At 69.7% G+C, this 12,008-nt stretch carries 15 protein-coding genes; 4 read left to right on the forward strand and 11 right to left on the reverse strand.

Features of this window, described 5'->3' with window-relative positions; translation table 11 throughout:
- Window positions 1-168: 168 nt before the first annotated feature.
- Window positions 169-483, reverse strand: coding sequence for an I78 family peptidase inhibitor (locus tag ACMGDM_RS01190; protein ID WP_436802311.1), 315 nt, complete (start codon window positions 481-483; stop codon window positions 169-171).
- Window positions 484-631: 148 nt separating this feature from the next.
- Between ACMGDM_RS01190 and ACMGDM_RS01195 the strand changes: the two genes are divergently transcribed.
- Window positions 632-775, forward strand: coding sequence for a hypothetical protein (locus ACMGDM_RS01195; RefSeq protein ID WP_436802312.1), 144 nt, complete (start codon window positions 632-634; stop codon window positions 773-775).
- A 594-nt stretch (window positions 776-1,369) separates the two neighbouring features.
- On the opposite strand, the gene ACMGDM_RS01200 is transcribed toward ACMGDM_RS01195, so the two are convergent.
- On the reverse strand, window positions 1,370-1,582 hold the full coding sequence (locus tag ACMGDM_RS01200; protein ID WP_436802313.1) for a DUF6356 family protein: 213 nt from the start codon (window positions 1,580-1,582) through the stop codon (window positions 1,370-1,372).
- 114 nt (window positions 1,583-1,696) lie between these two features.
- Between ACMGDM_RS01200 and ACMGDM_RS01205 the strand changes: the two genes are divergently transcribed.
- Window positions 1,697-2,161: an Lrp/AsnC family transcriptional regulator gene (locus ACMGDM_RS01205; protein ID WP_436802314.1), complete on the forward strand. Its 465-nt coding sequence runs from the start codon at window positions 1,697-1,699 to the stop codon at window positions 2,159-2,161.
- A 42-nt stretch (window positions 2,162-2,203) separates the two neighbouring features.
- Here ACMGDM_RS01205 and ACMGDM_RS01210 read toward each other — a convergent pair whose 3' ends face one another.
- The 6 genes from ACMGDM_RS01210 to ACMGDM_RS01235 all read right to left on the reverse strand — a co-directional run bounded on the left by ACMGDM_RS01210 (window position 2,204) and on the right by ACMGDM_RS01235 (window position 5,766).
- Window positions 2,204-2,623 (reverse strand): lysozyme inhibitor LprI family protein, encoded by a 420-nt coding sequence (locus ACMGDM_RS01210; RefSeq protein WP_436802315.1) that lies wholly within the window; start codon window positions 2,621-2,623, stop codon window positions 2,204-2,206.
- Window positions 2,624-2,765: 142 nt separating this feature from the next.
- Window positions 2,766-3,554 carry a pyrroline-5-carboxylate reductase family protein gene (locus ACMGDM_RS01215; protein WP_436802316.1) on the reverse strand — a complete coding sequence of 263 codons (789 nt, stop codon included), beginning with the start codon at window positions 3,552-3,554 and terminating at the stop codon, window positions 2,766-2,768.
- A gap of 6 nt (window positions 3,555-3,560) precedes the next feature.
- Complete coding sequence (locus ACMGDM_RS01220; protein WP_436802317.1) at window positions 3,561-4,067, reverse strand: type III secretion system chaperone family protein; 507 nt, start codon at window positions 4,065-4,067, stop codon at window positions 3,561-3,563.
- Between the two features lie 31 nt (window positions 4,068-4,098).
- Window positions 4,099-4,377, reverse strand: a complete 279-nt coding sequence (locus ACMGDM_RS01225; RefSeq protein ID WP_436802318.1) for an accessory factor UbiK family protein — start codon at window positions 4,375-4,377, stop codon at window positions 4,099-4,101.
- Window positions 4,378-4,400: 23 nt separating this feature from the next.
- A complete protein-coding gene (locus ACMGDM_RS01230) occupies window positions 4,401-4,955 on the reverse strand; it encodes a TspO/MBR family protein (RefSeq protein ID WP_436802319.1) in 555 nt (184 codons plus the stop codon).
- A gap of 76 nt (window positions 4,956-5,031) precedes the next feature.
- A complete protein-coding gene (locus tag ACMGDM_RS01235; protein ID WP_436802320.1) occupies window positions 5,032-5,766 on the reverse strand; it encodes a TlyA family RNA methyltransferase in 735 nt (244 codons plus the stop codon).
- A 193-nt stretch (window positions 5,767-5,959) separates the two neighbouring features.
- Between ACMGDM_RS01235 and ACMGDM_RS01240 the strand changes: the two genes are divergently transcribed.
- Together ACMGDM_RS01240 and ACMGDM_RS01245 are read left to right on the forward strand one after the other, a co-directional pair.
- Window positions 5,960-6,622 carry an RBBP9/YdeN family alpha/beta hydrolase gene (locus ACMGDM_RS01240; RefSeq protein WP_436802321.1) on the forward strand — a complete coding sequence of 221 codons (663 nt, stop codon included), beginning with the start codon at window positions 5,960-5,962 and terminating at the stop codon, window positions 6,620-6,622.
- 266 nt (window positions 6,623-6,888) lie between these two features.
- On the forward strand, window positions 6,889-7,191 hold the full coding sequence (locus tag ACMGDM_RS01245) for a UrcA family protein (protein ID WP_436802322.1): 303 nt from the start codon (window positions 6,889-6,891) through the stop codon (window positions 7,189-7,191).
- A gap of 209 nt (window positions 7,192-7,400) precedes the next feature.
- Here the strand turns inward: ACMGDM_RS01245 and ACMGDM_RS01250 are convergent, their stop codons facing one another.
- The 3 genes from ACMGDM_RS01250 to parE form a co-directional block, all read right to left on the reverse strand.
- Window positions 7,401-8,957 (reverse strand): winged helix-turn-helix domain-containing protein, encoded by a 1,557-nt coding sequence (locus ACMGDM_RS01250; RefSeq protein WP_436802323.1) that lies wholly within the window; start codon window positions 8,955-8,957, stop codon window positions 7,401-7,403.
- A 296-nt stretch (window positions 8,958-9,253) separates the two neighbouring features.
- On the reverse strand, window positions 9,254-9,913 hold the full coding sequence (locus ACMGDM_RS01255) for a YoaK family protein (RefSeq protein WP_436802324.1): 660 nt from the start codon (window positions 9,911-9,913) through the stop codon (window positions 9,254-9,256).
- On the reverse strand, window positions 9,910-11,901 hold the full coding sequence (gene parE, locus ACMGDM_RS01260; RefSeq protein WP_436802325.1) for a DNA topoisomerase IV subunit B: 1,992 nt from the start codon (window positions 11,899-11,901) through the stop codon (window positions 9,910-9,912). Before parE ends, ACMGDM_RS01255 begins: the two co-directional genes overlap by 4 nt.
- Window positions 11,902-12,008 lie beyond the last annotated feature (107 nt).

The raw sequence follows: 12,008 nt of genomic DNA on the forward strand, positions 1-12,008 counted from the left end.
GATGCACGAGCACACGGCGGTGATGCCGCCGTAGGTCGGTCGTCACTTCCCTGATCGGTCGGACGCACATTGTTGCTCGAGCGTCGACGAGGTTAACCACGCGATTACCGACTGGCAAGGCGCCGTATTGCAACGCCGACATCTTTCGCAACAAACGCCGGGATGGCCTCAGCCGCAGGTGATCTCCACGACGCGGCCGTCCGCATCCAGGATGACGTTGAGACGGTCTTCGCGCAGGTCCATCGTACGCGGCTGGCCAACGCGCAGCACGCGCACCTCGCGCGTCGCCGCGCCGAGCAGCGGCGCGCGCATGTCCTCGCTCCAGCGCTGGCCGACGAGGCTCGCGCCGGCACAGCCCGGCGCCGCCCCCGCACCGGCGAGGCGGCGCTGGCTTCCCGGCGCCGGGAGACGCGAGCGTGCTTGCGCCGGTGGGTCGGGGAGATCGGTCATCAGCATGGCCCCGGCGGTGAGCAGCACAAGCATAACGGTTCCTCCGCGAACGAAGCAGGCCGGTGATAGCGCAAGCGGCCGCATGAAGGAAAGCGGGCCCGCTCGCCGAAACGGGCTGCTCGATTTTCCCAGTCGTTCAAGCAAGATGACAGCTGCTCTTTGGTGTGTCAGAGGCCCGCGCATGCCCGAGCTGACTCGCGAACTTCTGGCCTATGCCATCATTGGTGCAGTCGTCCTGATCGCCGCACCCGCGGTGATCGTCATGCTGCGTCGGCGCCACCGCGAGAAGTTGCGCCGGCGGGGAATCAAGCGCTACGGCCATTGAGCCGGCGCGCCGTGCCGAGCGCGCTGGCGCGGCGCCGGGGGTGCGGTCCCTATGCGGCGACGAAGGGATCGCTGCGGTCACCTTGCCGACGAGGATGAGCGTTTCCGAACTCACCGGTCCGGACCCATAAGCTGCATAATGATGAGACGTGTGGCTGCTAAGGTCCCCTGCCCGTCATGCCGGCCTTGAGCCGGGATCCATGCAGCCACCCGGGCAACGCTCGTGGTGTATGCCGCACGATAGACTCCGGATCGAGCCCGGAATGACCGCCTTTCGCCGAGCGACCTTTCGGGTCCGCATCCAACATTCCTCAACATTCGGCGCGGCGCTCCAACACCTATCAACGTTCGCGCTGATGTCGGCTTACGCCAGAACCGATTGTCTTCGTTGGGTTCGTGGCGAAGTGCCTCGCGGCTAGCGGGCCGCGCCACACGCGCGAATGTTGAGAAAGTTGAGCCTTCGGGCGGGATGGCGCGATGCCCGCCGTTGCACGACGGAATCAACAGGGATGATAAAGAGCGCACCTCGACCCTGTGCCCGCTCACCCCGCCTGTAGGACAGGCCGGCCGCCAGAGCGCGGACCGACGCGGGCGTTCAGTCGCAGCGGTGGCGCGCGGCCATTTCGCGAGACAGTCGCTCGATCGCACGGCTGCCGGTGGTGCAGAACAGGCCGGGGATCAGCGCGTGCACGAGGCACGCCGCTCCGGCGAGCAGCATGGTCGCGCCGAAGCGCGCCGCGACGCGCGCGTGTGTCGCGTAGCTCTCCCCCACCGCGCGCGGGTGATTGACGAACATCCGGCCCAGCATCGATCTTCCTCCGCCTGTGAAACAGCATGATAGCGCCGGCGCGGCGCAATTAGCCCCTCTCTGCACCACGAATTCAGCGTGTATCGCGCCAGAACATGCTACTATCCCGCTTCTATGGAGAATGTTGTTCTCGATCCGACCGATCGGCGGCTGCTCGCGCTGCTGCAAGACGACGCGACGCTCGCGATCGCCGATCTCGCCGAGCGCGTCGGTCTCTCGCCGACACCGTGCTGGAAGCGGGTCAAGCGGCTCGAGCGCGGCGGGCTGATCCGTGGCCGCGTCGCGCTGCTCGACCGCGCCGCGCTCGGGCTCGACGTCACGGTGTTCGTCGCGGTGCGCACCACGCAGCACAGCGACGAATGGCTCCAGACCTTTGCCGAGGGCGTGGCGCGTATCCCCGAGGTGGTCGAATTCTACCGGATGAGCGGCGAGGTCGATTACCTGCTCAAGGTCGTGGCGCGCGACATCGCCGATTACGACCGGATCTACCGCAAGCTGATCCGCGTCGCCCCGCTCCACGACGTGAGCTCCTCCTTTGCGATGCAGGAGATCAAGTCGACCACCGCACTGCCGCTGTGAGGAGGGCGGGGGCGGACCGAGCAGCCCGATCGTGGCGGCCGATCATCTCGCTTCGCCGGCTTGCTCGACGCCGGGCTCCGGCAGCAGCGGCGGCGTCCTGTCGACGAACATCAGCCAATTCGCCCAAATATCGTGCGTGCGATGTCGTGTCAGCCTGATCGCGCACAGACGATCCGCGGCGATCCGGGACGTCCCACCACTCCAAAAGTCGAAGACCGCATTGCACTCCCGGTCACGGTACAGGATCCAGGCTCGCTGCGAGCGTTCCATCGACTGGGCGAGCGTCCTGCCCCCGTCGTTTGCGGCGCGCCGGGCGGCGGCAGCCAGATAGCGCTCCATATCGGCGCTGGCCTGACGCAATGTCTCGTTGAGGCAGGCGTCGATCTCGAGACTCGTCGTCCCGGAGCATTCTGATCCTTGGTGAGGCGCGGTCAGCGCCACCATGGCGGCAAGTATCAGCATGACCGATCCCGATCGCCGCTCATCCGGCGGCCTGTTCCGCGCGTGGTCATCAGCATCGCCCCGTGAGAGGAAGGTTCGCACCAGCTCATATAGCGCCGTGTCACAGGTTGACGCAGGAGTGACCGCCGCTTCGGGTCAGCCTCTACTTTCCCGCGGCCATCTCTGCGCCGCGCCGCGCCACCGCGCGCAGCGTCTCTTCGAGCAGCGCGGCCAACGCGCGCTCGCGATCCAGCACGTCAAGGCCGGCGCGGGTCATCCCGCCCGGGCTGGCCACCGCGTCGGCGAGCGCGGCGGGGACGCGGTCGCTCGCCGCCGCCATTGCCGCCGCACCCTCAACCGTGGCCAGCGCGATCGCCGCGGCTTCCTCGCGCGCGAGCCCGGTCGCGACACCGCCCGCGGTCAGCGCGTCGACGAAGCGGAACAGGAAGGCCGGGCCGGTGCCCGACAGCGCCCCCGCCGCGGCGAAGCGTGTGGCGTCGTCGAACCACTCCACCAGCCCGAGCGGCGCGAGCAGCCGGTCCACCACTGCGCGCGCGGGTGCGGGCGCGGCGGGCGCGTGCACCGCGACCACACCGCGGCCGAGCTCGACCGGCAGGTTGGGCATGGTCTGGATCGCGACCGGGCCGGGAAAGGCCGCCGCCAAGCGCGCCGGGTCCGCGCCGGCGAGCATCGAGACCAGCAGCGGCGCGTCCGCCACACGCGCGCGGTGCACCGGGGCGACCTCGTCGAGCTGCTGCGGCTTGATGCCGAGGATCACCGCGTCGGGCGGCGGCGCGTCGGGCAGCGCACGCGCCTGGCGCACCCCGATCGGCAGCACGCGATGCTGCCGGTTGACCACGTCGACGTCCTCCGCAGCGATCACGCCGCTGGCGAGCCAGCGGCGCAGCATCGCGGACGCCATGTTGCCGCAGCCGATGATCCACAGCCGCACCGCGCGTCAGGCCTCGCCCGCGGTCTCGACCATCGCCGCGGCGATCGCCTCGCTCGGCGACTTGCCACCCCACAGTACGAATTGGAACACGGGGTAGAAGCGCTCGCATTCGTCGATCGCGGACTCGACCAGCAGCTCGGCGGTGCTCAGCGCCATGCTCGCCTCGCCCTCCTCCGCCTCGATCGCGGTAGCGTTGCGATACAGCAGGATGCCGCTGCTCGACCAGATTTCGAAATGCCCCATCCACAGCTGCTCGTTGACGAGCGCGAGCACCTCGTACACCGGCGCGCGGCGGCCCTCCGCCACCTTCACGTCGGGGAAAGCGAGCAGCTGGAGAACGCCGTCCTCCTCGCGCCACAGCGCGCGCAGCTCATATTCGGTCCAGCTGCCCTTGATCGAGGCGGTGATCTCGTCCTCACCGCGCTCGCACGGCCAGCCATGCGCGAGAAAATAGGCCTCGAGCATGTCGAGCGGTGCTTCGCCCGCGGTGTCCTGGTCAGCTTCGTCCAGCATCAGTGACTTATCGCACGCTGCGCGACACGCGTCATCCCTCGGTGGGGGTCGGCGCGGCGGCGCCGGCGGCGAGCGCGGCTTCCAGCTTCTCGATACGCGCGCGCAGCGCGTCATTCTCGTCGCGCGCCGCGGCGGCCATTGCCTTAACCACCTCGAACTCGTCGCGCGCGACGAAATCGAGCCCGCCGATCCACTCGCGCGCCCGCGCCCGCGCATTGGCCTCGGCCTCGCGCCCGACCCCGGCGAGCGTGCCGGCCGCGCCGTTGAACAATTTGGCGAGGTCGCCGAACAGGTGATTCTCGGACTGCATGACGTAACTTCCCGTAAGAGCGCTCAACCAACCATCTGGGACGCCGCGGCCGGCGACACAAGCCGTTCCGCGTCGGGGTTGAGCTGATCGATACGCCAGTTGAGCGCGCCGGCGAACCCCAGCCACATCATATAAGGCACCAGCAGCCACGCGGCGCGGCGGCGCACCTGCGCGAAGACAAAGGTGGTGAGGATCGTCAGCCCGAGGATCGCGACAATCAACAGGAATGCCGCGGACACCTGGTGCGCGCCGAAAAACAGCGGCGTCCAGGCGAGATTGCCGACGAGCTGCGCCGTGAACAGCGCAACCCCGAGCCAGCGCAGCCGCGCGCCGCGCGCGCTCAGCACCAGCGCCAATGCCACCCCCATCATCACGTACAGCAGCGACCAGGCGACGGGGAACAGCCATCCCGGCGGAGTCAGCTCGGGCTTGGCGAGCGCGCGATACCAGGCGTTGGCATCGCCCGAGGGCACCGTCCGCCCCGACAGGAAGCCGAGCAGCAGCACCGCCGGCACCGCCACCGCGGCCCAGCGCAGGAACGACATGCGCAACTGTTCCCTCGACGCGACCTCGCCCATCGCCTTCTCCCCGATCGGTCCGCTCCGGCCTAGCTGCCCCAACGCCCAACGCAGGTAAATGGCGCCTGCACCAATTTCACCCCCGCGCCGCGGCGACGAGAAACTCGACATTGCCCTCCGGCCCGGTGATCGGGCTCTCCGCCACGCCCTCGACCTGCCAGCCCCCCGCTTCAAGCCAGGCCACCACCTCGGCGCAAACGCGCGCGTGCACCGCGGGATCACGCACCACCCCGCCCTTGCCGACCTCGCTCCGGCCCGCCTCGAACTGCGGCTTGATCAGCGCCAGCACGCGCCCGCCGGCGCGGACGAAGCCGAGCGGCACCTCCAGCACCTTGGCCAGCCCGATGAAGCTGGCGTCACACACCACCAGGTCGACCGGCTCGGGCACATGCGCGGCGGTGAGCAGGCGCGCGCTGGTCTGTTCCTGCACGATCACGCGCGCGTCCTGGCGCAGCTTCCAGGCAAGCTGGTTGGTGCCGCTGTCCACCGCATAGACCCGCGCCGCTCCGCGCGTGAGCAGCACGTCGGTGAACCCGCCTGTCGAGCTGCCGACGTCGATTGCCACCGCGCCGGTCACGTCCCAGCCGAAGTGATCGAGCCCGTGCGCCAGCTTGACTCCGCCGCGCGACACCCAGGGGTGGTCGCGCCCGCGCACCTCCAGCGCCACGTCGTCCGCGAGCGTCTGGCCGGGCTTGTCGACCTTGCGCTCGCCCGCGAACACCAGCCCCGCCATCACTAACGCCTGCGCTCGGGTGCGCGACTCGGCGAGGCCGCGATCGACGAGCATCTGGTCCACACGTTGCTTGGGCATGGCGCCGCTATCGCCGGGCGCGCGGCGCGCCGCAACCGTCCATCTCCGCTCGTCGCCGCCGCGCCTCCGTTCGCGTCAAATGCTGCGTCGCGGGATTGCCGATCGATTTAGTAGGCTATACCTAGAGTGCAGAGGCCGCGGCACTGCCGACCCCTAGACTGATCGCCGCGGCCTCACCAAAAGGAGGTGTGTCATGGGACATTCCGCGTTCGATCTGTCGGTGCAGCCGACCGTTCTGACCGTCCCGGGACTGGGCGGATCGGGACCGTCGCACTGGCAGACATTGTGGGAAAAGAGCCGGCCCGACACCGCGCGAATCGAGCTCGGCATGTGGGACCGTCCGCATCGCAACGCCTGGGTCACCAAGATCGACCAGGCGGTGGCGAGCGCGCGCGCACCGGTGATCCTGGTGGCGCACAGCCTCGGCTGCGTCGCGGTGGCGTGGTGGGCGTCGCTCAGCCCGCAGCCTTATGGCTGGCCGGTCGCGGGCGCGCTGCTGGTGGCGCCGGCGGACGTCGACCGCGCCGGGGTCGCGCCCGAGCTCGCGCCGTTTGCGCCTTCACCCAAGCAGCCGCTGCCCTTCCCCTCGATCGTGGTCGCCTCGAGCGACGATCCCTGGGTCACGCTCGATCGCGCGCACAGCCTGGCGGTGGACTGGGGCAGTCACTTCATCGACTATGGCGCGTGCGGGCATATCAATGCGGCGAGCGGGCTCGGCCATTGGCCGGACGGGCTCGAACTGCTCGATCGTGTGATCGCCGCTGCAGGCGGCCCGCACGGCGAGGCGCGCACGCCCGGCGACGCGCGCGCGATCCTGGCACGGCGGCGTGAGGAGCGCCCCGCGCTGCGGGTGTAGCGCGGGGCGGACGGATGGTTCGTACCGCGAGCCTGAAGGTCAACCTGGCCGACTGGAGTCGGCCCCCCTCTGCCGCGGTGGAGAGGGCGTTCGGCTTCGCATTCGTGAGTGCCGAGATGAGTCCGGGAGGGCGTGAGAAGGCATCGTGTTGCCTCGTGATCGGCGATTGATCGGCAGAAGATCGGCTCCACCACCGCGACCGCGCGACCGACACCAGCGAGACTCCGACCCAGCGACGATCCCCGTCGCGAGATCGGAGAGCCCTTATGCGTCCCCTCAGCCTCATCCTCGCCGCCATATGCGCTATCCCCGCCGCCGCGCAGAGCTGGCGCGTTGGCGATCACAGCTATCACATCGTTGCGCGTGACCTTGACCAGCGCACCAGCGATGGCCGCGCCGCGATGCTAGCGCGGGTGGAGCGCGCCGCGGCGAAACTGTGCGAGCATGAGCCTGTCACGGTGGATCGTCGCGCCTGCGTCACCGCCACGATCGACGGAGCGGCGCGACGATCGCCCCCGCTCCGGCTCGCGCTGGCCGAACGCGACGCCACCGCGCTGGCGAAGCGTTGACGCGGGCCGATGACGTATGCCGCCAGCTGGGTTCTGGTCGCTCGCGCTTATTGCACGTCGGTCATCTGCGCGGCGCGCGATGCTTAACCGCCGCGGTCAGCCTCGCCTTGTTTTAGGATAACCGGCACGAAGTTGTCGGAGCTGCCGATCTCGCGGCGACGTGGATCCTGTGACGAACTCAGGATAGCAATCGGGGACACGCTGCCTTCCTACCTCGCCACCGCACGATCGTCGGGGCCAATCCCCGCGTCGCGCCAGTAGCGAGCCAGCCCGATGGCGCGCGCCAGCGCGCCGAAGCGCGTGTCGCGGCGGAGTGTGGCGCAGGGCGGCGCGAAGAGGAACCAGCTGACGCGCTGGTCTGGCGCGGTATAGGTCCCCTGCCGCGGTGAGAAGCGCAGTGAGGCAATCGCGAAGCCGCGGCCAAGGAAATAACCCTCCGTGATTGCGAACGCCTGATCGAGCCGGCCGGTGGCGCTGAGGAACTGGATCGCATTCTCCGCATGTCCGGTGCCGCGATGCGCCGCCGCCAGGTACGCTTCGGCGGTGGCGTCGATGTCGCGCGGCGCCCGGGTCTGGAGCGCGCGCGCGACGCCCGCCGCAAGCGCGAAACTGGGCTCCTCGATATTGCTCGGGCGATGATCCGCGTCCTCGATCATGCGCAGCGCCTCACCGCCGCGCCCGGTGTAGCTGAGCAGCCACGCCCGCGTGAACCAGACCGCATAATGGAGCGGGTACAGCCCCCAGGCTTCGTCCATCGCGCGATCCGCTTCCTCCAACCGGTCCGCGCTCCACAGCGAAACCACGCGTTGATACATCGCGATCGGTGACGGGCCGCCGATCGCCAGCGCGCGCGTATAATCGTCGATCGACTCGCGCATCCGCCCGACCATCTGGCGCAGGCGGCCGAGCGCGTCGGCGAGCATGTCATCGTCCGGATGTGCGCACGCGGCGCGGCGCGCCACGCGCTCCTGCGCCAGCCAGTTGCCGAGCAGCGGCGCCCGCCGCATCCGCGCGAGCGCGGCATAAGCATTGCCCGGGTCGATCTCCTCCGCACGCCGTTCGGCGGCGAGCGCGCGCTGCGCGAACTGGGCACGGTCGCCGTGGGCCGCGATCCGCGCCGCCACCGCGCAGCATAGCGCGAGCTGGCCCCAGGCGTCGGCGTCATCGGGAGCGAGCAACACCGCGCGGCGAAACAGCCCGATCGCCTGCCACAGCCCGTCGCGATCGGCCTGGCGTTGCGCGCCGCGGGCCTGCGCGATCAAGGCGCTCACCTCGGCGGAGCGCGGCGCCGGGCGGGCATGGTGCCACCACCAGGCGCCGCCAGCCAGCGCGGTGGCGGCGATCCCGCCACCCACGACGAACCCGCGGCGGGCGAGCGGCGCAGCGCGAGAAGCGTGGCTCGCCGACCGCGGCGTGGCCGATGCACCGTCCGCCGCGGTGGCGGTGCCCACTGCGGTGAGACGATAGCCGACGCGCGCGATCGTCTCGATGCGGAAGCGGCCCGCCGCGACTCCGTCGGCGACGCGTCGCAGCCGCGCGATCACGCGGTTGATCGCATCGTCCCCGACGATCCGCCCGCCCCAGCAACGCGCCACCAGCGCGTCACGCGACACGACCGCGCCATCCGCCTGCGCTAGCGCGACCAGCACCTGCATCACCCGCGGCTCGAGCAGCTCGCTGCGCGCCTCCGCCACAACCTCGCGCAGCGACGGGCGCACCGTGAGCCCGGCGAGGTCGAAGTCGGGCTCGCGCGCGAGATCGATCATGGGTGACGGCGGCAGATGGAGCAGCCGGTCACAGGCTCGGCGACCAGCCCGATCACCAGCCTCACCGGCATCCCTGGCTTGTTCCGGGATCCATGGCGCCGCTCATCGAGCTGTGGCCGCGCCTGCGGGACGGTGGATCCCGGAACGTGTCCGGGACGACGGAAGACCGTGGGGGAAGGACGTGACAGGAGCCGGGCGGACGCAGGGGGCGCACCAGGGCAAAGGTGCCCCGTCCGCTGCTCGCCCCTGCCTTGGCCACGCCCTCGCCCCATGATTCGCCCCACCTGCCCCGTCGCTCACGCCGGCGGTGTGCGCCTCCGCTCTGTCGTGGCGGCGGCGAGCAGCGCGACGCCGAGCGCCGCCACCGTCGCGCGCCACAGCGCGGCATTATCGGGGAGCGCGTAATCGGCGGTGCCGAGAAACGCGCCCGCGATCAGCCCGCCCCATAGCAGCAGATAGGGCAGCCAGTCCCAGCGCGCGCCATTGCCCATCAGCGCGGCGGCGACATGCTGGCCGAACTTCACCAGCGCGCCCGTCATATAGGTGACCCCGACGCTCACCTCGCCGTTGCGCTGGAAGACGGTGTTGACCGCGCCCATCGCGGCGGCGAGCAGCACCGTACCCAGCGCGCCAAGCGCGCCGAATTCGGGCAGCGCCGCCGCCACCGCAATCGGCACCGCCGCCAGCACGATCACGCCGGGCCCGCGCCAGCGCCCGAGCGCCTCCCCCGCCGTGGCGCCCACCACCACACCCGCGACGAAGGCGAGGATCAGCGACGCCGCGGTGAGCGCCAGCGGCGAGGCGCCCGCCAGTGCCACCGCCAGCCGGGTCGAGTTGCCGCTCATGAACGACACGAACAGGCCATTGAGCCGAAGATAGCCGATCGCGTCGATATAGCCGGCCAGCGCCGCTAGCGCGATGGCGAGCCACCATTCTCGTCTGGGATGCCGGGTCACGCGTCGATCGCTTCTTCGTCCATCCGCGCCGCATTCTCCTGAATGAAGGCGAAGCGATGCGCGGGGTTGGTGCCCATCAGCCGATCGACCAGATCCTTCACGCCGGCGCGTTCCTCATATTCCTGCGGCAGCGTGATGCGGATCATGCTGCGTTTCGCCGGGTCCATCGTCGTCTCGCGGAGCTGCTGCGGGTTCATCTCGCCGAGGCCCTTGAAACGCGCCACTTCCACCTTCTTGCCGCGAAACGCGGTCCGCTCCAGCTCGGCGCGATGCGCGTCGTCGCGCGCGTAGAGCGACTTGGCGCCGACGGTCAGGCGGTAGAGCGGCGGCTGCGCGAGATAGAGGTGCCCCTGCCGCACCAGCTCGGGCATTTCCTGGAAGAAGAAGGTCATCAGCAGCGTCGCGATATGTGCGCCGTCGACATCGGCGTCGGTCATGATGACGATCTTGTCATAGCGCAGCTGCTCGGGGCGACAGTCCTTGCGCGTGCCGCAGCCCAGCGCCTGGACCAGATCGGCGATCTCCTGGTTGGCCAGGATCTTGGCCGAGGTGGCCGAGGCGACGTTGAGGATCTTGCCGCGGATCGGCAGGATCGCCTGAGTCTTACGGTCGCGCGCCTGCTTGGCCGAGCCGCCCGCCGAATCGCCCTCCACGATGAACAGCTCGGTGCCGTCGGCATTGTCCGCGGCACAGTCGGTCAGCTTGCCCGGCAGCCGGATCTTGCGCGCGGACGTGGCGGTCTTGCGCTTGACGTCGCGCTCGGCCTTGCGCCGCAGCCGCTCGTCCATCCGCTCGAGCACATAGCCGAGCAGCGCCTTGCCACGATCGATGTTCTGGCCGAGCCAATGGTCGAAATGATCGCGCATCGCCTTCTCGACCAGCCCGGCGGCCTCGGGCGAGGTGAGCCGGTCCTTGGTCTGCGACTGGAACTGGGGTTCGCGGATGAAGACGCTGAGCATCAGCTCGCTGCCCACCATCACGTCGTCCGCGGTGAGCTCCTTGGCGCGCTTGTTGCCGACGAGATCGCCGAACTGGCGCAGTCCGCGCACCAGCGCCTGGCGCAGTCCCTGCTCGTGCGTGCCGCCGTCGGGTGTGGGGATCGTATTGCAATACCAGCTGTAGCTGCCCTCGCTCCACAGCGGCCAGGCGACCGCCCATTCCACCTTGCCCTGCGCCTCCGGGAAATCCTGCTGGCCGGCGAAGAAGTCGGCGGTGGCGCATTCGCGGCCGGCGATCTGTTCGCGCAGATAGTCCGACAGCCCGCCGGGAAACTGGAACACCGCCTCGTCCGGAATACCGCCTGCGCGATCCCCGTCCCCGATCAGCGCGGGCGCGCACTTCCAGCGGATCTCGACGCCCGCGAACAGATACGCCTTGGAGCGCGCCAGCTTGTACAGCCGCGCCGGCTTGAACAGCAGCTCGGGGCCGAAGATCTCTGTATCGGGAGTGAAGGCCACCGACGTGCCGCGGCGATTGGGCGCGGCGCCGACCGTCTCCAACGGGCCGAGCGTCTGTCCCTTGCTGAAGCGCTGGCGATAGAGCTGGCGGTCACGCGCCACCTCGACGACGGTGTCGCTCGACAGCGCGTTGACCACCGAGACGCCGACGCCATGGAGCCCGCCCGAGGTGGCATAGGCCTTGCCCGCGAACTTGCCGCCGGAGTGAAGCATCGAGAGGATCACCTCGAGCGCCGACTTGTCCGGGAATTTCGGGTGCGGGTCGACCGGCATGCCGCGGCCGTTGTCCACGATCGTCAGCCGATTGCCGGCGTCGAGCGTGATCTCGATGCGTGTGGCGTGCCCCGCCACCGCCTCATCCATCGCATTGTCGAGCACCTCGGCGGCGAGATGGTGCATCGCGCGCTCATCCGTGCCGCCGACATACATGCCCGGGCGGCGGCGCACCGGTTCGAGCCCCTCCAAGACCTCGATCGAGGACGCGTCGTAGGTGGTGGCGCCGGCGGTAGGGGAAGCGAAGAGATCGGCCATGCGCATCATATAACCGCGCCGAGCCGCTGACCCAAGCGCCCCTGGAGACGCTCGCATCGGCAATGATTCCTCACGAAACCTAACGCAGATAAGCCTCGTTCCCGGGC

The sequence above is a fragment of the Sphingomonas larreae genome, assembly GCF_051400595.1.
In the GTDB taxonomy this organism is placed as follows: Bacteria; Pseudomonadota; Alphaproteobacteria; order Sphingomonadales; family Sphingomonadaceae; genus Sphingomonas.